Raw genomic sequence first — 20,612 nt, forward strand, 5'->3', positions numbered from 1 at the left:
CTGGCCGCCGCCATGGCCGCGGTGACCGCCGCCGCCGCGGAACGCCAGCCGGTCGCGGTGGCGCCCGCGCCGGTCGGCGTCGACCCGCCGATCGCCAAGCCGCTGCCACCGGCGCTGCTGCGCGCGCGGGACACCAACGCCGAGATGCGCTGGTCGGCGATGGCCGGCCAGGGGTACGTGGTGCCGAACGACCGCTTCTTCGTCCGCAACCACACCGTCACCCCGCGGCTCGACGCGGCCACCTGGCGGCTGCGCCTGTTCGGCGACGGGCTGCGCGGCGCACCGACCCGGACCGCGCCGGTGGAGTTCGACCTCGACGACCTACGCCGGCTGCCCGCCGAGGAGAGCGTCGCGCTGCTGGAGTGCGCCGGCAACGGGCGACGCTTCTTCGCCGCCCAGCAGGGCGAGCCGGTCCCGGGCGTGGCCTGGGGGCTGGGCGCGGTCGGCGTGGCCCGGTGGCGGGGCGTACGGCTGGGCACGGTGCTGCGCGCCGCCGGGCTGCGCGACGACGCGGTCGACGTGATGCCCGAGGGGCTGGACCCGCGCTACGTGACCGGCGGGGTCGACCTCGGCCGGGTCCGCCGGCCGCTGCCGGTCACCAAGGCGCTCGACGACGTGCTGCTGGCGTACGAGATGAACGGCGAGCCGCTGCCGGCCGACCACGGCTTCCCGGTGCGGGTGGTGGTGCCCGGCTGGATCGGCATCTCCTCGATCAAGTGGGTGGGCCCGGTCGAGGTCTCCACCGCGCCCCTGTTCTCCCCATGGAACACTCAGTTCTACCGGCTGTTCGGCCCGGCGCACCCGACCGGCGGCACCGTGCTCGGCGCGCAGCCGGTGAAGAGCGCGTTCGAGCTGGCCTGGGACGCGCGGCTGCCGGCCGGCGAGGACCTGCTGCTGCGCGGCCGGTCCTGGTCCGGCAACGGCCCGATCGAGCGGGTCGAGGTGGACACCGGCGACGGATGGCGGCCGGCCGACCTGGTCGCCGCCGACCGGGGTGGCCCCTGGCAGCGCTGGACCGCGCGTTGGCGCCCGCCGGCCGCCGGCCGGCACACGCTGCGCGCCCGCGCCACCGACCGCACCGGCGCCGGGCAGCCCGACCGCGCCACCCCCAACGACCTCGCCTACCTGTTCGACGCCGTGGTGGCGCACCCGGTCACGGCGTGCTGACCGTCAGATAGGCCGGTGGGACCGTGTCGGTCAACCACACCCCGTTCGCGGAACGGTAGAACGCGTAACCGTTGTCGGCCATCGCGGCGGCGTCGACCTCCAGCACCACCACCGCGCCGCTGCGGCGCGCGCCGACCCGCCGGGCCGTCGGCACGTCCGCCGACAGGTGTACGTGGTGTCGGCGGCCCCGGCGCAGCCCCTGCGTCCGGATCGCGGGCAGCACGTCCTCGGCGGTGCCGTGGAAGAGCCGGTCCGGCGGCACGGCCGGGGTCAGGCCGAGGTCGACGGGAACGGAGTGTCCCTGGTTGGCGCGGACCCGGTCGATCCCGTCCGGGCCGGCCTCGACCGCGAAGCGTTGCTTGTCGTTGCCGGCGACCACGGCGTCCAGGTCGGAGCGGCCGATCCGCAGCGCGGCGAGCAGGTCGGCGACCGGCACCCAGCCGGCCCGGTCGAGCGTCAGGCCGAACCGGTCGGGGCGGTGGCGCAACGCCAGCGCCATGGTCCTGCTCACCCGAACCAGCTCACGGTGTTCCATCCGCACAGTGTGGACGCCCGGCCCGGCCGGCGTCGACCGGATTCACCGGGCACCCGCGCCCTCCGCACCGCTGTCGCTCGCACATGACCCAGTCCAGGGTTGAATTGAGCCCGCCTGGAGTGGCGCTTCGTCACCAGATCTGCGCGGTTCCTGGCTGATGGGATTATGTTCTCGAAAGGTGGGATGGGTGAGCGGCGGCGCCGCCAGTTCGGTGAAGTGACGGCATCGTCGCATCGGGAAGGCTCCACTTCGGCGAACCGGTGTGGATCTCGCCTGGACGGCAGGGTTCGGGATCTTGGTGCGAGGTGGACCCTGGAGCGGCGACCGGGGGTCAGTGGTCGGCGGCGCCGGACAGGTAGCCGGCCGCCTGCAACTCGAACAGCTCCCGGTAGGGGCCGTCGGAGGCCATCAGCGTGTCGTGGTCGCCGGACTGCACAAGCCGGCCGTGGTCCATGACGAAGATCCGGTCGGCGTGCCGGACGTTGGCCAGCCGGTGGGTGATCAGCACGACGGCCCGGTCCGGATGCCGTCGCAGGTGCCGGAAGAGCGCGTGTTCGGCGCGTGCGTCCAGCGCGGCGGAGGGCTCGTCGCAGATCAGCAGCCGGGCGTCACGGTAGAGGCCGCGGGCGGCCACCAGCCGCTGCCACTGCCCGCCGGACAGGTCCTGCCCGTCCTTGAACTGCCGGTCCAGCAGCGTGTCGTACCCGAAGGGCAGCTCGCTGATCATGTCGTGCGCGGCGGCGTCCCGGGCGGCGGCCTCCACGGTGGGGCCGGACCCGCCGGCCCGGTCGTGGCGGCCGACCCGGATGTTCTGCCGGGCGGTGAACGGGAACTTCCACCAGTCCTGGCTCATCACCGCCACCTGGGCGGCGACCTGACGCGGGTCCAGCTCGGCGGCGTCCACGCCGTCCCACCGGATCGCGCCGCCGGTGGGACGGTAGAGGCCGGCGATCAGCTTGGCCAGCGTGGTCTTTCCGGAGCCGTTCTCCCCCACCAGCGCGACCACCTCGCCCCGCCGGAACGACAGGCTGACCTCGTCGACGGCGGCGGCCTCCGTGTCCGGGTAGCGCAGGCTGACCCGGTCGACGTCGATCCGGTCGAACCCGTCCACCGAGCGCTCACCGCCGGCCGGGATCCGCTTCCCGGCCCGGTCGAGGAAGTCCCGGTAGTCCTGGTAGTAGAGGGCGTCCTCGTAGAGCGAGTTGGTGGCGAAGATGGCCGTACGCAGGCTGCTGCGGGCGGACTGGAGCGCGAGCAGCGCGGTGGCCGCCGCCGCGAGGGCGACCACGCCGGTGAGCAGCAGGCCGCCGAGCACCGCGTAGACGGCGAACGCGGCGACACCGGTCACCGACAGGCCGAGCGCGCGGGTGACGGTCTGCGAACGGGCCAGCCGCAGTTGGGCCTGCGTCTCCACGGTCATCATCCGGTGGTACTCGGCGAGCAGGAAGTCACGCATCTGGTAGGCCCGGATCTCGGCGGCGGTGTGCCGGTCGGCCATCAGCCGGGCCAGCATGTACATCCGGCGACGCCGGGTGATCCAGGCCAGCACGGCCAGGTACTGCCGGCGGGCCAGCTTGACCGCGGTGGCGGCCTCGGGCACGGCGGCCAGGAGCAGGCAGGGCAGCAGCAGGGGCTGGATGACGGTGACCGCGGCGGCGGTGGCGAGCACGCCCACCAGCCCGGTCACCAGGTTGACGGTGTGGTCCACGATCGACGCCGCCTCGGCCATGCCCCGGTCCCGGGCCCGGTCCATCTCCTCGGCGAAGCCGGCGTCGTCGAACGCGGCCAGCTCGACGGCGGTGGTGGCCTCGAACAGGCGTAGCTCCACCTGGTAGTTGATCTGTGGAATGAGCCGGGCCTGTGCCCAGCCGGCCGCGACCGTGAGCGCACCCCGGCCGGTCACGGCGGCGGCCGCCAGCAGCAGCGCCGGCAGGGCCGCCCGGATCCGGTCCGGGGTGGGGCCGGCGGCGAAGAGTTGCCGGAGCACGCCGGTGGTGGCGAGCAGGCCGAACGTGGTGAGCACGCCGGCGGCGACGTTGAGCCCGATCGAGGCGAGCGTGTCCCGTCGACTGGTCGCCCAGGCCAGTCCGACGGCCTCACGGACGAGCGCGGGCAGCCGGCGGGCCACCGCCCAGAAGCTGGTGTGGGCGAACTCCGTGGCCCGGTTCATCCAGTGGCCGTCCGCCAGCTCCGGCAGCGGCGACTCGTCGGCCGTCGCGTCCTCGGCCGGCGCGTCCCGGTCGGACGGATTCCGGGGACCGATCACCGTCGCCATACCTGCCTCCTCCCGCACGGCCAGCCTCCCGGAGCCTACGGTCCGCTGTCGTTCGATGTCTGCGGGTGTCGGGCGTGTCGAACAGGTGTCCCAACCGGCGTGTCCCGCCGCCGTGGGGCGCGTGCCCACAGAGTGGGCGATGTCGCGTCGCGTCGCGGCGACCGGGCCCGGGTGGCAGGCTGGTGGAGGTCGCCGGCGAAGGCCCGCCGACCGCCCGACGTGAAGGAGAAGATCGACCCGATGGCTGTGGACGTCACCACCACGGACGAATGGCAGGCGCTGCGCAAGCACGCCGAGGCGATGCGCGGCACCCACCTGCGCGACCTCTTCGCCGCCGACGGGCAGCGGGGGGAACGGCTCACCGGCGAGGTCGCCGACCTGCACGTCGACTACAGCAAGAACCTGATCACCGACGAGACGGTCGCGCTGCTCACCGCGCTCGCCGAGCGGGTCGGCCTGACCGAGCGGATCGCGGCGATGTTCGCCGGGCGGCACATCAACGTCACCGAGGACCGGGCGGTGCTGCACACCGCGCTGCGCCTGCCCCGCGACGCCGCGCTGACGGTGGACGGCCAGGACGTCGTCGCCGACGTGCACACGGTGCTGGACCGGATGTCCGCCTTCGCCGACCGGGTGCGGTCCGGCTCCTGGCGCGGGCACACCGGCGAGCGGATCGCCACCGTGGTCAACATCGGCATCGGCGGCTCGGACCTGGGGCCGGTGATGGCGTACGAGGCGCTGAAGGCGTACCGGGACGCGGGGATCAGCTGCCGGTTCGTGTCCAACATCGACCCGACCGACATCCACGACAAGACCGCCGACCTGGATCCGGCGAGCACGCTGTTCGTGGTGGTCTCGAAGACGTTCTCCACCCAGGAGACGCTGGCCAACGCCGACCAGGCACGGCGGTGGCTGCTCGCCGGGCTGGACGCCGACGACGACGCCGTGGCCCGGCACTTCGTCGCGGTCAGCACCAACGAGCAGCGGGTCCGTGACTTCGGCATCGACCCGGAGAACATGTTCGGCTTCTGGGACTGGGTGGGTGGGCGCTACTCGCTGCCGTCGGCGGTCGGGTTGTCGGTGATGCTGGCGATCGGGCCGGAGCGGTTCCGCGAGCTGCTGGCCGGCTATCACGCCGTCGACGAGCACTTCCGCGCCACGCCGGTCGAGCGCAACGTGCCGGCGCTGCTCGGGCTGCTCAACGTCTGGTACACCGACTTCCTCGGCGCGGAGACCCACGCGGTGCTCCCGTACGCGCAGTACCTGCACCGGTTCCCGGCGTACCTCCAGCAGCTCACCATGGAGAGCAACGGCAAGTCGACCCGCGTCGACGGTTCGCCGGTGACGTACCCGACCGGGGAGATCTTCTGGGGCGAGCCCGGCACCAACGGTCAGCACGCGTTCTACCAGCTCGTCCACCAGGGCACCCGGCTGGTCCCGGCCGACTTCATCGCGTTCAGCCGGCCCAACCACGACCTGGGCGACATGCACGACCTGTTCATGTCGAACTTCTTCGCCCAGACCGCCGCGCTGGCCTTCGGCCGGACCCGGGAGCAGGTGGAGGCGGAGGGCACCGCGCCCGAGGTCGTGCCGCACCGGGTGATGGCGGGCAACCACCCGACCACGTCGATCCTGGCGCCGAAGCTCACCCCGGCGACCCTGGGTCAGCTCATCGCGCTCTACGAGCACATCGTCTTCACCGAGGCGGCGGTCTGGGACATCAACGCCTTCGACCAGTGGGGTGTGGAACTGGGCAAGGTGATGGCCAACCAGCTCGCGCCGAAGCTCACCGGGGCCGACCCGGACCTGGCCGAGGTGGACACCTCCACCGCCGAGCTGATCCGTCGCTACCGCGCCGAACGCGGGCGTAACTGAGTCGACCGGCGACGCCGCCCGGGTGGGAGCCTCCCGCCCGGGTGGCGGAGCCGGGTGCGGGTCAGCGGCGCAGCAGGTCGGCGTGGGCGGCCCGGAGCCGGGTCAGCGCGGCGTCGCCGGCCGGCGCGCGTCGCTCCAGCTCGGCCCAGGCCTCGGCGAGCGCGTCGGTGAGCGCCCGCAGCTCGGCGGCGTGCCGCCGGCTGGACTGCCGGCGCGACTCCTCCAGCCGGCGGGACCAACCGGCGCTGATCGCGGCGATCCGGTCGGCGTCGGCCCGGGCCTGGGCGGCGCTGCGCGCGGCCGGCGCGGGCACGATCGCGGCGATCGGACGGGGATCGCCGTCACGGGTGACGACGGTGACGGTGTCGGTCAACTCGGCCAGGGAGACGAGCTGGGTGAGCCGGGTGCGGACCTCGCGCAGCGGTAGGGCGCGCGGCTGGGGGGACCGGTCGGCCAGTGCGGGGGCAGCCATGGACACATGTTGACGTCCGGGTACGACAAAAAGACGGTCAGGCGGTCCACTCCGGCGCCAGCACGGACCAGACCTCCATGTCGGCCCGGCCCTCGGCCACCGGCGCGGCCTCCCGGAGCACCCCGTCGCGGCGCATGCCCAACCGGCGGGCGACGGCGATGCTGCGCTCGTTGCCGGCCCGGGTCACCCACTCGACCCGGTGGATGCCACGCTCCCGGACCGCCCAGTCGATGACCACCCGGGCCGCCCGGGTCACCAGGCCCTGCCCCTCGGCGCCCGGCTCCAGCCAGCAGCCGGCCTCGCAGACCCCCCGGGCGGCGCTCAGCGAGACGAGCAGCACGCCACCGACGAGCGTGCCGCGTTGCCAGATCCCCCAGATGCCGCCGTCGTCGCGGGCCCACCGGTCGGCGTAGTTCTGCAGGACCGTGCGGGCCGAGGCGAGGTCGGTGGCCACGAAGGACGCGCCGACCCAGGGCGCGATGTGCTCGCGGCAGCGGTCGAGGTTGGCGATGAACTCGTCGGCGTGCCAGGGCTGCAACGGTCGCAGCTCGGCGTCGTCGGTCAGGGCGAGCGCGAACATCCGTGCAACCTACCGGGCGCAGCGGCCGGACCGCCGCCCCGTTCGGCGCGACGCGTCAGACGCGGTCGGTCGTCCGTCGGGTGAGCGCCACGCCGAGGGCGATCATGCCGACGCCGAGGAACAGGTGCAGCCAGTTGTCGGCGTTGTTGAGCGGCACGAAGTTCGCGCCGCTGTTGTGGTCGATCACCAGGCCGTAGAGCCAGAGCACCAGGTAGACGGCGCCGCCGCCGATCAGGTACAACCGGGCGCCGGCGACCGTCCGGGCCAGCGCCAGCCCGGCCACGCCGAAGAGCAGGTGCACCAGGTTGTGCAGGATCGACACCTGGAACAGGCCGAGCAGCTTCGCCCCGGACTCGTGCCTGGCGAACCTCATGCTGCCGTAGTCGGAGGTGATGCCGGGGACGAACCCGAGGACACCGATGACCAGGAAGACGATGCCGACCGCCTGGGCGGCCCGCCGGACGGGCGACGCCGGGGCCCCCGCGCGGGACCTGTTCACCATCACGTACCTCCTCGGGCGACTCCTGCCTGCGATTCTCCCGAGATCACCGGTCGGAAGCGGCCAACTTGCCGGAATTGCCGGCCGACGCCGCGGGCAGGTACGCGCGCAGCGCCGTGAACTGCGCCACGGTCAGGTACGACGGGTTCGCCGCCTGCGGCTGCCGGAACACCTCGGCGCCGGCCAGCCGCGGGTCCGCCCGCAGCACGTCCCGCCGCACCCGCAGCGGCTCGTCGAGGATGGTCAGGTCCAGCGGCAGCGTCCACGCCTGCCCCGGTGGGCCCGGTCGCGGCGCGCCGGCGACCCGGCCCACGCCCCACACGCCGTACGGCGTCCGGCCCCGGCTGCCGCTGGCCCAGAACACCACCGGCTGGCCGGCGTCCACCAGCCCGAGCCGGTAGGTGGGGCGGACGCACCAGCCGGTCACCCGGGGGTCGGCGGCGAAGCGGCCGGTCAGGTCCGTCGCGTCCGCGTTGCCCTTGATCAGCCAGGCGCCGAGGTCGTCGAGGGTCACCCGGCGGTCGCTCATCCCTGCATTCTGCGCCCCGACGGCCGCGCCCGCCGGGGCGGGCGGCGCTCAGATGATCAGATGCGTCCAGTAGGTGAGCCAGACGGCGAACAGCGCACCCTGCAGCAGCGCCAGGCCGGCGGTGAGCCAACCGTCCGGGCCGGGCCGGCGGGCCCAGCGGGCCAGCACCAGCGCGACCGGGAACGCGGCGAGCAGGTAGCGCAGCAGGCTCTTGTAGACCGGGGGGCCCATCGACAGCGGCACCAGCACCATGATCAGCGTGTAGACGAGGTACGGCCAGTCGGCCCGCCGCCGCAGCCCGACCGCCGCCACGGCCAGCGTCGCCACGGCGATCCAGACCCGCAGCGCGTCGGCCGAGTTGTCGCCGGCCAGCGCCGAGCCGGCCACCGTGACCGGGTCCTGCAGCCGGATCCCCCAGCCCGTCTCCTGGGCGTGCTGGTAGGCGAACCAGTCCCCGCCCTGCCAGCGGCAGAACGCCATGAACGTGAACCAGCCCAGCGGGACCAGCAGCAGCGGCCAGCCCCGCCGCAGCAGGGCCGGCCAGGCGCGGGGAGGGGCCCGCCAGTCGTGCTGGCGCAGCAGCACCAGGGCCAGCGGCACCACCACCAGGAAGCCGACCGAACGGCTCATCGCCAGGAAGTAGCCGACGACGCCGACCACCGCCCAGCGACCTCGCTCGGCGTACCAGAAGGCGGCGAGCGCGAGGCAGACGAAGAGCGACTCGGTCAGGGCCGCCTGGAACAGGAACGCCGTCGGCAGGAGCAGCAGGTACCGGACCGCCCGCCGCCCGTCGGCCGGTCCCCCGCCGCCGAGCAGCCGCGCCCCGAGCCGGTACGCGAACAGGAGTTGGAACAGCAGTGCCACGTTGCTCACCAGCAGCAGCGCCACGGCGGTGTGCCCGCCGAGCAGGGGCGCGAGCGGCCGGGCCAGGAACGGGTAGAGCAGCGGGAAGCCGAAGTCCGGCCACGGCCGGTCCAGCGGCAGCCGGGCCAGGTGGTCGTAGAGGAACGAGTCCCAGGCGAACCAGAGCGAGAACCAGCGGTGCGGGGAGATGTCCCGCTGCTGGGCCCGGGCCATCGCCTCGTCGGCCGGCGGCGCGCCGGGCACCCCGTCCCAGGCGGCCAGCACCAGCACGCCGACCAGGCTGAGCACGAGCTTCGAGGCGACGAAGACGGCCAGCACGAACCCCCAGGGCTCGGGCACCCGGCGCACCGCCGACCGCACCGCCGACCGGCGTGTGGGCGACCCGGCCCGCCCCTCGTCCGCCATCGGCGCTCCCACCGGTCCCCCACGACCGACCTCCGGGCGCGGGACGACCCGTCTTCCCGGTTCGACCCGGTTCACACCGCGGTGACCCGATCGGGTGACCCGGGAGGCGGTGACCGGCGACGGCAGGTGAGGGCGGCGGCGAAGCGGGTAAGGCGGTGCCGCATCGGCAGGCCGGCGGGGGGGCGCGGACAGCATGGGCGACGGCGGGGGAACCGTGGTGATCGGGGCCGGGCCGGCCGGGCTGACGGCCGCGTACGAGCTGCTGCGGCACGGCCTGCCGGTGCGGGTCTACGAGGCCGACGACGTGGTCGGCGGGATCAGCCGGACGGTGGAACGCGACGGCTGGCGGTTCGACATCGGCGGGCACCGGTTCTTCACCAAGGTGTCGCGGGTCGAGGACTTCTGGCACGACATCCTGCCGGACGAGGACTTCCTGCTCCGGCCGAGGATGAGCCGGATCTACTACCGGGGCGCGCTCTACGACTACCCGCTCAACGCCGGCAACGCGCTGCGCAACCTCGGCGTACGGGAGGCGCTGCGCTGTCTCGGCTCGTACGGCCGGGCCCGGCTGCGCCCGCCTCGGGACCAGTCGCACTTCGAGGGGTGGGTGTCGGCGCGGTTCGGGTGGCGGCTCTACTCGATCTTCTTCAAGACGTACACGGAGAAGGTCTGGGGAATGCCGGCGGACCAGTTGCAGGCCGACTGGGCGGCGCAGCGGATCAAGAACCTGTCGCTGGCGACCGCGATGCGCAACGCGCTGCTGCCCCGGCGGCACCGCACGGACGTGACCAGCCTGATCGAGGAGTTCCAGTACCCGAAGCACGGTCCGGGGATGATGTGGGAGCGCTGCGCCGCGGAGGTGACCCGGCGCGGCGGGACGGTACGCATGAACACCTGGGTGACCGAGGTCCACCGGGATCCGGCGGCCGGCCGGGCGACCGCCGTGACGCTCGCCGACGCGGACGGGACCCGGACCGAGCCGGCCGACCATGTGATCTCCTCGATGCCGATCTCCGCGCTGGTGCGGGCGATGCGTCCGGCCGCCCCGCCGCGGGTGCGGGCCGCCGCCGACGACCTGCGGTACCGCGACTTCCTGACCGTCGCGCTGGTGGTGCCGGAGGAGTTCTCGTTCCCGGACAACTGGATCTACGTGCACGATCCGGCGGCCCGGGTGGGACGGATTCAGAACTTCGGCTCCTGGTCGCCGTACCTGGTCAAGGACGGGCGGACCTGCCTGGGGTTGGAGTACTTCGTCTTCGAGGGCGACGAGATGTGGCGCCGGCCGGACGCGGAGCTGGTCGCGTTCGCCACCGCCGAGCTGGAACGGCTGGGGCTGGTCAAGCCCGGGTGCGTGGAGGCCGGTTACGTGGTCCGGATGCCGAAGGCGTATCCGGTCTACGACGAGCGGTACCAGCACAACGTCGACGTGATCCGGGACTGGCTGGCCCGGACGGTGCCGAACGTGCACCCGGTGGGACGCAACGGCATGCACCGGTACAACAACGCCGACCACTCGATGCTCACCGCGATGCTGACCGCGGAGAACATCGCGCACGACGCCGGCCACGACGTCTGGACGGTCAACGTCGAGCAGGACTACCACGAGCAGCGCAGCCCGTCGCGGCACGGCACCGGCCGGGACGCGCCGGTGGTGCCGGCCCGCCGGTAAGGCACGGGCGTGAGGGCGGTCATAACCGCTGGACGTACCCGGTGGCGCGGCTGCTAGCCTTCTCGTCAGGTCATGAGCGCCAGCGTCAAGCCCCGGCTCGCTGNCGCCGGTGCAAGCGTGGCCTGGCACCCAGGTCAGCAACAGACCAGGGAGACCGATGTTCGCACCACCCTGCACCCCGTCCGGCGGCACCGCCGCGCACCCGACCGGCGTCACGCTGGTCAAGCGCCGCCACGTCGACCTGATGCGGGTGTGCAGCGACGGCTGTCGCGCCGCGCGCTGAGCCTGCGCCCCACCCTCCATCCCCGATCCACCTTTCCCGGCTCCGCCCTGCCCGGCGGCGTCGGCACCGGCACGCGCCCGGCGCGTGGCGTTCCACTCTGGAGAGACATCGTGCGTATCCGTACCGCCCTGACCCGTGTCGCCGCCCTCGGTGCGGCGGCCGTGCTCGCCGCCACCACGCTGACCGCCTGCGGCAACGAGTCCGCCGAGCGGGCCGACAACCCGTACGGGCTGCTCCAGCCCGGCGTGATCCGGGCCGGCACGCTCACCGACGCCCCGCCGAACGTCTACCTCAAGGACGGGAAGTTCACCGGCTTCGACAACGACCTGCTCACCGCCGTCGCCGCCAAGGCCGGGCTCAAGGTGGAGTTCGTCGGCACCGACTTCTCGGCCCTGCTGTCGCAGGTGAACAACCACAAGTTCGACGTGGGCAGCTCCTCGATCACCATCACCGAGGCACGGAAGAAGACCGTCGACTTCGGCAACGGCTACGACTTCGGCTACTTCGGCCTGGACGTGCCGGCCGGCTCCGCGATCACCGGCTTCGACCAGCTCGCCGGCAAGCGGGTGGTGGTGGTCCAGGGCACGGTGCAGGACGACTACGCCACCCGGGAGAAGCTGGACCCGGTGCGGGTGCCCGACTACAACGGCGCGGTCAACCAGCTCAAGGCCGGCACGGCCGACGCCTGGATCGCCCCGGCTGAGATCGGCGACAAGTCCGCCGCCGACAGCAACGGGAAGATCAAGGTCGCGGCGAAGCAGCTCAGCCCGGCCCCGACCGCGTACGCGGTGGCGAAGGGCAACGACAAGCTGCGCGAGGCCTTGAACAAGGGCCTCGACGAGGTGATCGCCGACGGCACCTGGAGCCGCCTCCAGGCGCAGTACTACCCGGGCCGGCCGATCCCGGCCGACTTCACCGCCGGCAGCGGCGCGGTCACGGCGCCGTCGCCGTCGGCCGCCTCCTGAGCCGGTAGCCGGGGACGAGCGGGACGGACGGAGGCGACATGGATTCACTGAGCACCCTCTGGGAGACCTTCTTCGACGGGGACTCGATGCGCGAGGCGCTGCCCGAGATGCTGACCGTCGGGCTGCCCAACACGCTGATCCTGGCCGTCTCCGCCGCCCTGCTCGGCTCCGTGCTGGGGATGCTGCTGGCGGTCGCGGGCATCTCGCGTACCCGATGGTTGCGGTGGCCGGCCCGGCTCTACACCGACGTGTTCCGCGGCCTGCCGGCCGCGGCCACCATCCTGCTCATCGGCGTCGGCCTGGCGCCGCTGGGCATGGAGATCTGGGGGCCGAACCCCTACCCGCTGGGCGTGCTGGCGCTGTCGCTGATCGCCGCCGCCTACCTGGGGGAGATCTTCCGGGCCGGCATCCTCAGCGTGGAGGCCGCCCAGTTGGAGGGCGCCCGGGCGCTCGGTTTCTCCTGGGCCGAGTCGATGCGCCTGGTGATCATCCCGCAGGGCGTACGCCGGGTGCTGCCGGCCTGGGTCAACCAGCTCATCGCGCTGATCAAGGACTCCAGCCTGGTGTACTTCCTCGGCCTGCTGGCCAGCCAGCGGGAGCTGTTCCGGATCGGGCAGGACTACGCCGCGAACACCGGCAACCAGTCCGCGCTGCTGCTGGCCGGTCTCTTCTACCTCGTGCTGACCGTGCCGCTGACGCACGCGGTCAACTGGCTGGACCGCCGGCTGCGGCAGGGCCGCCCGGCCGCCCCGCCCGAGCCCGACACCGACCTGACGCCGGCCGGCGTCACCCCGACCGGAAGGGACCCGCGATGACCACGAGCACTGCCACCTCGGTCAGCCTCGCCGTCCGGGACGTGCACCTGGCCTTCGGCGCGCACCGGGTGCTGCGCGGCGCGGACCTGGACGTGGCCCGCGGCGGCACGGCCTGCGTGATCGGGCCGTCCGGCTCCGGCAAGTCCACGCTGCTGCGCACGATCAACCGGCTGATCGAGCCGGACCGGGGCGACGTGCTGCTGGACGGGCGCAGCGTGCTGCGCGACGACCCGGACGCGCTGCGCCAGCGCATCGGCATGGTGTTCCAGCAGTTCAACCTCTTCCCGCACCTGAGCGTGCTGCGCAACGTCACGCTGGCGCTGCGGAAGCTGAAGAAGCTCGACGAGGACGAGGCGGTGGCGCTCGCCCGCGCCCAGCTCGACCTGGTCGGCCTGGCCGGCAAGGTCGACGCCCGGCCGGCGCAGCTCTCCGGCGGCCAGCAGCAGCGCGTCGCCATCGCGCGGGCGCTGGCGCTGCGCCCGCAGGTGATGCTCTTCGACGAGGCCACCTCGGCGCTGGACCCGGAGCTGGTCAAGGGCGTGCTCGCGGTGATGGCGGACCTCGCCGCCGCCGGCATGACGATGGTGGTGGTCACGCACGAGATGGGCTTCGCCCGCACGGTCGCCGACACGGTCGCGTTCATGGACGCCGGCGTGGTGCTGGAGGCCGGGCCGCCGGCCGCCGTGTTCGAGGCGCCGGCGCATCCCCGGTTGCGGCGGTTCCTGTCCCAGGTGCTCTGAGCGGCGGGTCAGCCCTTGACCGCGCCGATCAGCACGCCCTTGATGAAGTGCCGCTGGACGAACGGGTAGACCGCGACGATCGGCGCGACGGTCAGCACCACCACCGCCATCTTGATCGCCTCGGTCGGCGGCGCGCTGACCCCGGTGACACCGCCGGCGGTGTGCGGCGCCTGGCCGGCCAGCAGGTAGCTCTGGAGCACGCGCTGGATCGGGTACATGTCGTTGCGGTCGATGAACAGCAACGCGTCGAACCAGACGTTCCAGTAGCTGACCGCGTAGAACAGGCCGACCACCGCGATGACCGCGCGGGACAGCGGCAGCACGATCCGCCCGAGGGTACGGAAGTCGCTGGCGCCGTCGATGCGGGCGCTGTCCAGCAGTTCCTGCGGGATGCCCTGGAAGAAGCCGCGCACCACGACGAGGTTGAACACGCTGATCGCCGGTGGCAGCACGAGCGCCCAGATGGTGTCCTTCAGGCCCAGCCCGGTGACCACCAGGTAGCGGGGCACCAGCGGCGGATAGACCAGGAACGGGATCAAAAAGTACGCGAGCAGCCACCGGTGGCCCAGCGAGCCCGGCCGGGACAGCCCGTACGCGGCCAGCACGGTGACGGTCAGCGCGATCGCGGTGCCGCAGACCGTCACCAGCGTGCTGATCCACAGCGCCCGGGTGACCGCCCCACCGGCGAGGATGGTCTGGTAGGCCGACGTGTCGATGCCCTTCGGCACGACCACCAGCCCGCCGGCGTCGGCGATCGTCTGCCGGGAGGAGAGGCTGGTCACCAGCACCACCCAGAGCGGAAACAGCACGCCCGCCACGAGCAGGGTGAGCAGGACGGCCTTGAGCCCCTGGCCGACCCGGGTCGGGGGTTCCTCCCACACCGGACGCCGGGCGCGTGCGCCGGGCGGCCGGCGGATGATCGCGGTCATGACTTGGAGTAGATCCCTCGTTCGCCGAGCAGGTGCGCCACCCGGTTCGCGGCCAGGATCAGCACGAGGCCGACGACGGCCTTGAACAGGCCGGCCGCCGCGCCGTAGCCGTAGTTCCCGGTGGCGATGGAGAAGTGGTAGACGAAGGTGTCGAGGACCTCGGCGGCCTGCCGGCCGACGGCGTCGCGTTGCAGCAGGAACTGCTCGAAGCCGACCGATAGCGCGTCGCCGAGGCGCAGGATGAGCAGCAGCACGATCACCGGCCGCAGGCCGGGCAGGGTGATGTGCCACAGTCGCCGCCACCGCCCGGCGCCGTCCGCGGCGGCCGCCTCGTAGAGGTTCTGGTCGATGGCGGACAGCGCGGCCAGGAAGACGATGGTGCCCCAGCCGACGTCCTTCCACACCGCCTCGGCGGTGACCAGGACGATGAACGTGTCCGGGTTGGTCATCACGTTCCACGGCTGCACGCCGGCGTCGCGCATGGTCTGCGCCAGCAGCCCGGCGCCGCCGAGCATGGCCACGAAGAAGGTGACCACCAGCACCCAGCTGAAGAAGTGCGGCAGGTAGACGATGGTCTGGACGAGGCCGCGTAGCCGGCTGGAGAGCAGGTTGTGCAGCATGACCGCGAGCAGGATCGGCAGCGGGAAGAAGAAGACGAGCTGGAACGCGGTGATGGCCAGGGTGTTGCGGAACGCGTCCCAGAACGCCGGGTCGTCGAAGAGGAGCTGGAACTGGCCGAAGCCGATCCAGTTGCTGTGCGTGAACGCCGCCCACGGGTTGTCGCCCAGGTAGGGGTTGTAGTCCTGGAACGCGATGACGTTGCCGGCGATCGGCAGGTAGCTGAAGACCAGCAGCACCGCGAAGCCGGGCGCCACCATGGCCAGCAGTTGCCAGTCGCGGCGCAGCCGGGTGCCCAGCGGCACCCGACGGCGGCGGGGCGCGCGGGCCGGCGGGGGGGGGGGGNCGGGCCCGACCACGACGTCCGGCTCGCTCATTTACCCGCCTTGGGCAGCGCGTCGGCGAGCAGCTTGCGGGCTTCCTCCCCGCCGTTGGCCTTCCACTCGGCGACGATGGCGTCCACGTCACCGAGGGGTCGCCGGCCACGCAGGACGTCGGTGAACTTGTCCTCCGTCGGCACCTGGTTGGCCTTGTAGGCGGCCGGCATCTCCAGCTTCACCCCGTCCCAGGGGTTGCGCTCCAGGAACGCGACCATCCGGTTGGAGTAGGCGAGCACGTCCGGCACGTAGCGGGGGGTGTCCGGGTACGGGCCGATGGTGGGGTTGCGGCCGCTGATGAAGAAGTACTGGTTCGCGATCTCCTTGAACGCCAGGTCGGTCTTGACCGGCCCGTTCGCCGACCTGGTGTGGTGTTTGCCCTCGACGCCGAAGTCGCGGAGCTGGGCCTCCTTGCTGCCCAGCGGCGCGGAGCACCAGTTGATGATGCGCAGCAGCTCCTGGACCCGCTCCTTGCCGACGCCCTTGCGGATGAAGGTGAACGAGATCGGCTTGTCGTCGCCCCAGACGAGCGGGTCGCCGCCNGGGCTGGATGTTCAACGCCGGATTGGTCTTCTGGTGCTCGGCCTGGGCGCCCTGCCAGAAGCCGGTGCCGTCCTGCTTGAACACGATGGCGCCGTTCTTGGCGAACAGTTGCTTCGCGTCCGCGCCCTTGCTGGCCACCACGTCCGGGTGGACCAGACCATCGGCGTAGATCTTCGTCATCACCTCCAGCGCCTGGCGGAACTCCGGGGTCTCGTACTTGAACTCCGGCGTCCCGTCGGAGCGCACCCGCCATCCGCCCTGCGAGCCGGGGACCCGGTGGAACATCTGGATCATGGCGAAGACGTCGTCGAACGCCCACACCTTGCGCGCCGGGTCGGTGACCTGCTTGGCGATGGTGAGCAGCTCGTCGAGGTTGGTCGGCAGCGCCAGGCCGCGCGCGTCGAGCACGTCCTTGCGGGCGAACAGCNGATCGCCTCGCGCCAGGCCCCGCTCGGGAAGCTGGCCAGCATCGGGTACGCGGTCGCGGCGTCGCCCTTCAGGTGGTCGGTGAGGTCCTCGAAGAGCACCTTGATCGCCTCGGCGAAGCGTGGGATCTTCTCCACCTCCCATCCCGGCACGCACAGCAGCTCCGGCACGTCCCGGGCGCCGAGCATGGCGTTGAGCTTGTCGGCGTAGGTGACGCCGTCCTGGATGGTGAAGTTGACCGGCGTGCCCAGCTCGGCGTTGACCGCCTGGAGGTAGGCGCTCTGCGCGATGCCGGGCGGCGCCGGCCCCCAGGCGGGCGTCATGGCGGTGACCTGCTTGCCGCTGGTGCCGGGCTGGTCGGTGACGGCGTCGACGAGCGAGGCGGGATAGGTGGTGTAGCCGTCGGGCACCGGACGGGTGCCGACGATGTCGGGCTTGACGGCGCCGGGCAGGTCCTTACGGGTCGGCAGCAGGCCGGAGACGGCGTCGAGCTGCTGGGCGTCGCCGGAGCCGGCGGGCTTCTCGGAACAGCCCGCGAGCAGCGGCCCGCCGGCGGTGGCGGCCACGCCGAGGCCCACCAGGCCGAGGAAACGGCGACGGGAGGAGCCCGGGTCGGGGTGGTGCACGCTCATCGGTCCCCCTTCGGGAGGGATGCACGGAGGATTGTTCGTATGGATGCTCAACAAACTAATCCCGGCCGTGGCCGTGCACAAGGGCGAACCGGCGGAGCGCGGTCAGGCCCGGCAGCGGTCGGAGAGCGCGTACCGGGTCAGCACCACGTCGCCGATCTGGCGTACCTCGACCACCCGGGCCCGACGGCCCGGGTGCCACGGGAAGCGGCCCTCGCCCACGAACCGGGGGGCCCGGCCATCCCCGACGAAGAACGGCGCGACCACCAGGTGCAGCTCGTCGGCGACGCCGGCGGTGAGGAACTGGCGGTGCACCGTGCCGCCGCCCTCGACCATCAGCCGCCCCACCCCGCGCCCGGCCAGGTCGGCGACGACCGCCGCCGGGGTGGCCGGCTCCCCCGCGTCGACGACGGTGGCCGCCGCGCCGACCTGCTCACGGGCCTTGTCCACCACGCCGGTGGGGCAGTAGACCAGCTTGACCCCGTCGCCGACGGTGAAGAACCGCGCCGCCGGGTCGAGGTCACCGCTGCCGGTGACCGTCACCTTCACCGGCGACGGCGGCAGCCCCCGGGCCACCCGTTCGGCCCGCCGCCGCTCGCTGCGCACCAGCAGCCGGGGGTCGTCGCGGCGGACCGTGGCGGCGCCCACCAGGATCGCGTCGCACCCGGCCCGGGTCGCGTCGACCCGGTCCAGGTCGTCGTCGTTGGAGAGCAACAGCCGCTCGGCCGTCGCGTCGTCGATGTAGCCGTCGATCGACATCGCGCAGCTCAGCAGCACGTAGGGACGCACGGTCACGGCACGAACGGCAGGTCGAGGGCGTGATCCGCCCGGGTGACCTTGGCCGCGAGGTAGCCGGCGTTCGTCGGGGACAGGTGCACGCCGGTGGGCACCCGGTCGGCGACGGCGACGCCGAGGCGTTCGAGCTGGGCCGCCTTGTCCGGGTTGTTGCTGAGCAGGGCCACCCGGTCCACCCCCAGCGCGGCGAGCATCTGCGCGGCCACGGTGTAGTCCCGCTCGTCGGCGCCCCGCCCGAGCGCCAGGTTCGCCTCGTACGTGTCCAGACCGTCGTCCTGCAGGGCGTAGGCGTCGAGCTTGGCGTACAGGCCGATGCCCCGCCCCTCCTGCCGCAGGTAGAGCAGGTAGCCGCCGGCCTCGTCGATCCGCTCGACCGCCTCGCGCAGTTGCGGGCCGCAGTCGCAGCGCTGGCTGCCGAACACGTCCCCGGTGAGGCACTCGCTGTGCGGACGGACCAACGGCGGCTCACCGTCGGCGTGCTCACCGAGCCCGAAGGCCAGGTGCTCGCGGCCGTCCACCAGGCCGTGGAAGGTGTGCACCCGGGCGGTGGTCGCGTACCCGTCGGGGAACCGTAGCGGCACCGTGACCTGGGTCCGGACCGTCGCACTGGGCAGGATGTCGTCCATGGTTCTCCTCCGTCCGATCGGCGGGCCGGGCCCGACAACGCACACCTCGCACCCTCACCGTATGCGGGATCACCGACAGTCGCCGGGTGCGCGACGGGCGCCCCGGCGCACCAGCAGCACCGCGGCGCCGGGCAGGCTGGCCACCAGGATCAGCGCGCCGTAGACCGTGCCGGTGGTGACGCCCTGCGCGGCGGTCAGGCCGGCCGACGCGAACGCCCAGGCGGCCACCCCCTCGCGCGGCCCGAAGCCGCCCACGTTGAGCGGCAGGGCCATGGCCAGCAGGGCGAGCAGGGTCAGCGGCAGCAGGCGAGACAGCGGCGCGTCGGCGCCGGCGGTGCGGGCCGCCACGACGAAGGTGGCGAGCTGGCCGACGAAGACCAACGCCGAGGCGGTCACCACGCCGGCCCAGGTCCGCCGGGCCAGCAACCCGCACCGGACGTCCGCGATCGCGGTCCGCGCCGCCCGGGCCCAGCGGGACGTCCCGGCCCGGGGCACCGCGCGGGCGGCCAGCACCAGCGCCAGCGCGGCCACCGCCAGGACGGCGACCAGGACGGGCAGGTGCCGGCGCACCGGCGACGGGAACGCGGCCAGCACCGCCACCGCGATGACCACCTGGACCACCTGCCCGGCCGCGCGCTCCCACACCACGGCGCGTACGCCCCGGGCCAGGTCGCCGGCGTCCCGGCCGTGCCGCACCGCCCGGTGCACGTCGCCGAGCATCCCACCGGGCAGGGTGGAGTTGAGGAAGACCGCGCGGTAGCAGTGGGCCACCGCGGCGAGCATCGGCAGCCGTACCCCCAGCCCGCCGGCGACCAGCCACCAGCGCCAGGCGCAGCTCACGGTGGTGACCAGGCCGATGGCGAGCGCGGCGGCGAGCGCCGGCGCGTCGATCAGCCGGAGCCCGGCCAGGAACGGGCCCGCGCCCAGGGCGGCGACCAGCGCGGCGAGCACGGCCAGCCCGACGACCGGGCGGGCCCAGGCCCGGCGTGCCCAGACCCGACGCGCCCAGCGCGGGCGGGCCGGCGCGGGCACCGGCCCGGCGACGGCGACGTGTGACAAGTGGCCCTCCCTCGTTCCCACCGGATGTCACGGACCGGCGGGCCGAACGGTTCAGCCGGCGAGCAGGTCGGCGTGGTGCAGGACCACCTCGACCCGGCCGGCGGCGACCTCGGCGAGCCGCCACTTCCGATACGTCGCGACGGGGCCGGACAGATGCGGGCGCTCCTCGACCGCCGCGTCGATCCAGCCGGTCAGCCACTCCGCGGCCAGCGCGGCCTGCTCCGGGCCGAGCACCCACGGGCTGGGCCGCACCGTCACCTCGACGCCGTGCCGGCCGAACGCGGCCACGGTGGCGTCCACCGCGTCCGGCCCGAGCAGGGCCCGGCCGTCGACGGTCCGCCGCTGGTGGGCGTTGAACGCGGCGGCCAGCTCGGCATCGAGCGGATCGGCCGGGGTGAACTCCGCCCGGCCGGAGACGGTCAGCGCGAACAACGTCGGGTGGCCGGCGCAGGCCGCCACCATCCGCTCCACCTCCTCGGCGGTGAGCATGTCCAGCAGCGCCGAGGCGGTGATCAGGTGGGCGTCGGCCAGGTCGGCGGCGGTCAGCCGGGTGACGTCCGACCCGCGGGTGGTCACCGCGACCGCGGCGCCGTCGGCGGCGGCGAGCCGGCCGGTGGTGGCCCGCGCCCGCAGGTCCGGGTCGCGCTCGTGCAGCACCCAGCGCTGCGGGCCGGGCAGCCGGGGGGCCAGCCAGCGGGCCATCGAGCCGGTGCCGCTGCCCAGGTCGTGCACGCGCAGCGGCCGGTCGGCGGGCAGCCGGTCGCGTACCGCGTCGACCAGCTCGGCCGCGCGGGCGGCCGCGTCGGCCGGCTCGCGCAGCCGCAGCCAGTCCGCGAAGTCGGGCGGAAGTGGAGTGGTCATGCCGGGGTCGCCTCCGTCAGCGCCGTCGCCAGCCGGTCCACGGTGACCGGCCAGCCGGTGAGGGTGTGCCGGCGGG

21 protein-coding genes are annotated in these 20,612 nt (G+C 73.4%); 7 read left to right on the forward strand and 14 right to left on the reverse strand.

Annotated elements, in window-relative coordinates; translation table 11 throughout:
• Positions 1-159 precede the first annotated feature (159 nt).
• Complete coding sequence (locus B1205_RS03505; protein WP_254909704.1) at positions 160-1,167, forward strand: sulfite oxidase; 1,008 nt, start codon at positions 160-162, stop codon at positions 1,165-1,167.
• Here the strand turns inward: B1205_RS03505 and B1205_RS03510 are convergent.
• Together B1205_RS03510 and B1205_RS03515 are read right to left on the reverse strand one after the other, a co-directional pair.
• The gene (locus B1205_RS03510) at positions 1,154-1,702 is read right to left on the reverse strand and encodes an RNA 2'-phosphotransferase (RefSeq protein WP_089154263.1); all 549 of its coding nucleotides are present in this window, start codon (positions 1,700-1,702) and stop codon (positions 1,154-1,156) included. The two genes, B1205_RS03505 and B1205_RS03510, sit on opposite strands and share 14 nt — an antisense overlap.
• 331 nt (positions 1,703-2,033) lie before the next feature.
• Positions 2,034-3,977: an ABC transporter ATP-binding protein gene (locus B1205_RS03515; protein WP_089154264.1), complete on the reverse strand. Its 1,944-nt coding sequence runs from the start codon at positions 3,975-3,977 to the stop codon at positions 2,034-2,036.
• 240 nt (positions 3,978-4,217) lie between these two features.
• Between B1205_RS03515 and pgi the strand changes: the two genes are divergently transcribed.
• Positions 4,218-5,852 (forward strand): glucose-6-phosphate isomerase, encoded by a 1,635-nt coding sequence (pgi, locus tag B1205_RS03520; RefSeq protein WP_089154395.1) that lies wholly within the window; start codon positions 4,218-4,220, stop codon positions 5,850-5,852.
• Positions 5,853-5,913: 61 nt separating this feature from the next.
• Here pgi and B1205_RS03525 read toward each other — a convergent pair whose 3' ends face one another.
• From B1205_RS03525 to B1205_RS03545, 5 genes are read right to left on the reverse strand one after another with little or no spacing between them, the layout of a single operon-like run.
• Positions 5,914-6,324: a hypothetical protein gene (locus tag B1205_RS03525; protein WP_089154265.1), complete on the reverse strand. Its 411-nt coding sequence runs from the start codon at positions 6,322-6,324 to the stop codon at positions 5,914-5,916.
• Between the two features lie 37 nt (positions 6,325-6,361).
• Positions 6,362-6,904 carry a GNAT family N-acetyltransferase gene (locus B1205_RS03530; RefSeq protein WP_089154266.1) on the reverse strand — a complete coding sequence of 181 codons (543 nt, stop codon included), beginning with the start codon at positions 6,902-6,904 and terminating at the stop codon, positions 6,362-6,364.
• A gap of 55 nt (positions 6,905-6,959) precedes the next feature.
• Positions 6,960-7,406 carry a DUF4383 domain-containing protein gene (locus tag B1205_RS03535; protein ID WP_089154267.1) on the reverse strand — a complete coding sequence of 149 codons (447 nt, stop codon included), beginning with the start codon at positions 7,404-7,406 and terminating at the stop codon, positions 6,960-6,962.
• 43 nt (positions 7,407-7,449) lie between these two features.
• The gene (locus B1205_RS03540; RefSeq protein WP_089154268.1) at positions 7,450-7,932 is read right to left on the reverse strand and encodes a hypothetical protein; all 483 of its coding nucleotides are present in this window, start codon (positions 7,930-7,932) and stop codon (positions 7,450-7,452) included.
• 48 nt (positions 7,933-7,980) lie between these two features.
• On the reverse strand, positions 7,981-9,201 hold the full coding sequence (locus B1205_RS03545) for a hypothetical protein (RefSeq protein WP_089154269.1): 1,221 nt from the start codon (positions 9,199-9,201) through the stop codon (positions 7,981-7,983).
• Between the two features lie 193 nt (positions 9,202-9,394).
• Between B1205_RS03545 and B1205_RS03550 the strand changes: the two genes are divergently transcribed.
• The 5 genes from B1205_RS03550 (at position 9,395) to B1205_RS03565 (ending at position 13,673) form a co-directional block, all read left to right on the forward strand.
• A complete protein-coding gene (locus B1205_RS03550) occupies positions 9,395-10,870 on the forward strand; it encodes an NAD(P)/FAD-dependent oxidoreductase (protein WP_089154270.1) in 1,476 nt (491 codons plus the stop codon).
• A 157-nt stretch (positions 10,871-11,027) separates the two neighbouring features.
• Positions 11,028-11,153: a hypothetical protein gene (locus B1205_RS30820; RefSeq protein ID WP_254909679.1), complete on the forward strand. Its 126-nt coding sequence runs from the start codon at positions 11,028-11,030 to the stop codon at positions 11,151-11,153.
• 110 nt (positions 11,154-11,263) lie between these two features.
• Positions 11,264-12,118, forward strand: a complete 855-nt coding sequence (locus B1205_RS03555; RefSeq protein WP_089154271.1) for an ABC transporter substrate-binding protein — start codon at positions 11,264-11,266, stop codon at positions 12,116-12,118.
• Between the two features lie 38 nt (positions 12,119-12,156).
• Positions 12,157-12,933 carry an amino acid ABC transporter permease gene (locus B1205_RS03560; protein WP_089154272.1) on the forward strand — a complete coding sequence of 259 codons (777 nt, stop codon included), beginning with the start codon at positions 12,157-12,159 and terminating at the stop codon, positions 12,931-12,933.
• Positions 12,930-13,673, forward strand: coding sequence for an amino acid ABC transporter ATP-binding protein (locus B1205_RS03565; protein ID WP_089154273.1), 744 nt, complete (start codon positions 12,930-12,932; stop codon positions 13,671-13,673). Before B1205_RS03560 ends, B1205_RS03565 begins: the two co-directional genes overlap by 4 nt.
• Positions 13,674-13,681: 8 nt before the next feature.
• Here the strand turns inward: B1205_RS03565 and B1205_RS03570 are convergent, their stop codons facing one another.
• From B1205_RS03570 to B1205_RS03600, 7 genes are all read right to left on the reverse strand, one after another.
• The gene (locus B1205_RS03570) at positions 13,682-14,602 is read right to left on the reverse strand and encodes a carbohydrate ABC transporter permease (RefSeq protein WP_089154274.1); all 921 of its coding nucleotides are present in this window, start codon (positions 14,600-14,602) and stop codon (positions 13,682-13,684) included.
• Complete coding sequence (locus tag B1205_RS03575; protein WP_089154275.1) at positions 14,599-15,597, reverse strand: ABC transporter permease; 999 nt, start codon at positions 15,595-15,597, stop codon at positions 14,599-14,601. The genes B1205_RS03570 and B1205_RS03575 overlap by 4 nt, the downstream gene beginning before the upstream one ends.
• A complete protein-coding gene (locus B1205_RS30825; protein ID WP_254909680.1) occupies positions 15,594-15,845 on the reverse strand; it encodes a hypothetical protein in 252 nt (83 codons plus the stop codon). The genes B1205_RS03575 and B1205_RS30825 overlap by 4 nt, the downstream gene beginning before the upstream one ends.
• 1,455 nt (positions 15,846-17,300) lie before the next feature.
• Positions 17,301-17,990 carry a RibD family protein gene (locus B1205_RS03585; RefSeq protein WP_089154276.1) on the reverse strand — a complete coding sequence of 230 codons (690 nt, stop codon included), beginning with the start codon at positions 17,988-17,990 and terminating at the stop codon, positions 17,301-17,303.
• Positions 17,987-18,607, reverse strand: coding sequence for a GTP cyclohydrolase II (locus B1205_RS03590; protein ID WP_176308417.1), 621 nt, complete (start codon positions 18,605-18,607; stop codon positions 17,987-17,989). Before B1205_RS03590 ends, B1205_RS03585 begins: the two co-directional genes overlap by 4 nt.
• Before the next feature lie 78 nt (positions 18,608-18,685).
• The gene (locus B1205_RS03595) at positions 18,686-19,648 is read right to left on the reverse strand and encodes a lysylphosphatidylglycerol synthase domain-containing protein (RefSeq protein WP_254909705.1); all 963 of its coding nucleotides are present in this window, start codon (positions 19,646-19,648) and stop codon (positions 18,686-18,688) included.
• A gap of 78 nt (positions 19,649-19,726) precedes the next feature.
• Positions 19,727-20,536, reverse strand: a complete 810-nt coding sequence (locus B1205_RS03600) for an SAM-dependent methyltransferase (RefSeq protein ID WP_089154279.1) — start codon at positions 20,534-20,536, stop codon at positions 19,727-19,729.
• Positions 20,537-20,612 lie beyond the last annotated feature (76 nt).

Origin of the sequence: Micromonospora sp. NBS 11-29 (genome assembly GCF_002140155.1) — a bacterium.
In the GTDB taxonomy this organism is placed as follows: Bacteria; Actinomycetota; Actinomycetes; order Mycobacteriales; family Micromonosporaceae; genus Micromonospora.

What these genes read in the sequence shown, in the direction of transcription:
- B1205_RS03505 (WP_254909704.1), top strand. Translation starts at nt 160, where the DNA reads ATGGCCGGCCAGGGGTACGTGGTGCCGAACGACCGCTTCTTCGTCCGC.
- B1205_RS03510 (WP_089154263.1), bottom strand. Translation starts at nt 1,702, where the DNA reads ATGGAACACCGTGAGCTGGTTCGGGTGAGCAGGACCATGGCGCTGGCG.
- B1205_RS03515 (WP_089154264.1), bottom strand. Translation starts at nt 3,977, where the DNA reads ATGGCGACGGTGATCGGTCCCCGGAATCCGTCCGACCGGGACGCGCCG.
- pgi (WP_089154395.1), top strand. Translation starts at nt 4,218, where the DNA reads ATGGCTGTGGACGTCACCACCACGGACGAATGGCAGGCGCTGCGCAAG.
- B1205_RS03525 (WP_089154265.1), bottom strand. Translation starts at nt 6,324, where the DNA reads ATGGCTGCCCCCGCACTGGCCGACCGGTCCCCCCAGCCGCGCGCCCTA.
- B1205_RS03530 (WP_089154266.1), bottom strand. Translation starts at nt 6,904, where the DNA reads ATGTTCGCGCTCGCCCTGACCGACGACGCCGAGCTGCGACCGTTGCAG.
- B1205_RS03535 (WP_089154267.1), bottom strand. Translation starts at nt 7,406, where the DNA reads ATGGTGAACAGGTCCCGCGCGGGGGCCCCGGCGTCGCCCGTCCGGCGG.
- B1205_RS03540 (WP_089154268.1), bottom strand. Translation starts at nt 7,932, where the DNA reads ATGAGCGACCGCCGGGTGACCCTCGACGACCTCGGCGCCTGGCTGATC.
- B1205_RS03545 (WP_089154269.1), bottom strand. Translation starts at nt 9,201, where the DNA reads ATGGCGGACGAGGGGCGGGCCGGGTCGCCCACACGCCGGTCGGCGGTG.
- B1205_RS03550 (WP_089154270.1), top strand. Translation starts at nt 9,395, where the DNA reads ATGGGCGACGGCGGGGGAACCGTGGTGATCGGGGCCGGGCCGGCCGGG.
- B1205_RS30820 (WP_254909679.1), top strand. Translation starts at nt 11,028, where the DNA reads ATGTTCGCACCACCCTGCACCCCGTCCGGCGGCACCGCCGCGCACCCG.
- B1205_RS03560 (WP_089154272.1), top strand. Translation starts at nt 12,157, where the DNA reads ATGGATTCACTGAGCACCCTCTGGGAGACCTTCTTCGACGGGGACTCG.
- B1205_RS03565 (WP_089154273.1), top strand. Translation starts at nt 12,930, where the DNA reads ATGACCACGAGCACTGCCACCTCGGTCAGCCTCGCCGTCCGGGACGTG.
- B1205_RS03570 (WP_089154274.1), bottom strand. Translation starts at nt 14,602, where the DNA reads ATGACCGCGATCATCCGCCGGCCGCCCGGCGCACGCGCCCGGCGTCCG.
- B1205_RS03600 (WP_089154279.1), bottom strand. Translation starts at nt 20,536, where the DNA reads ATGACCACTCCACTTCCGCCCGACTTCGCGGACTGGCTGCGGCTGCGC.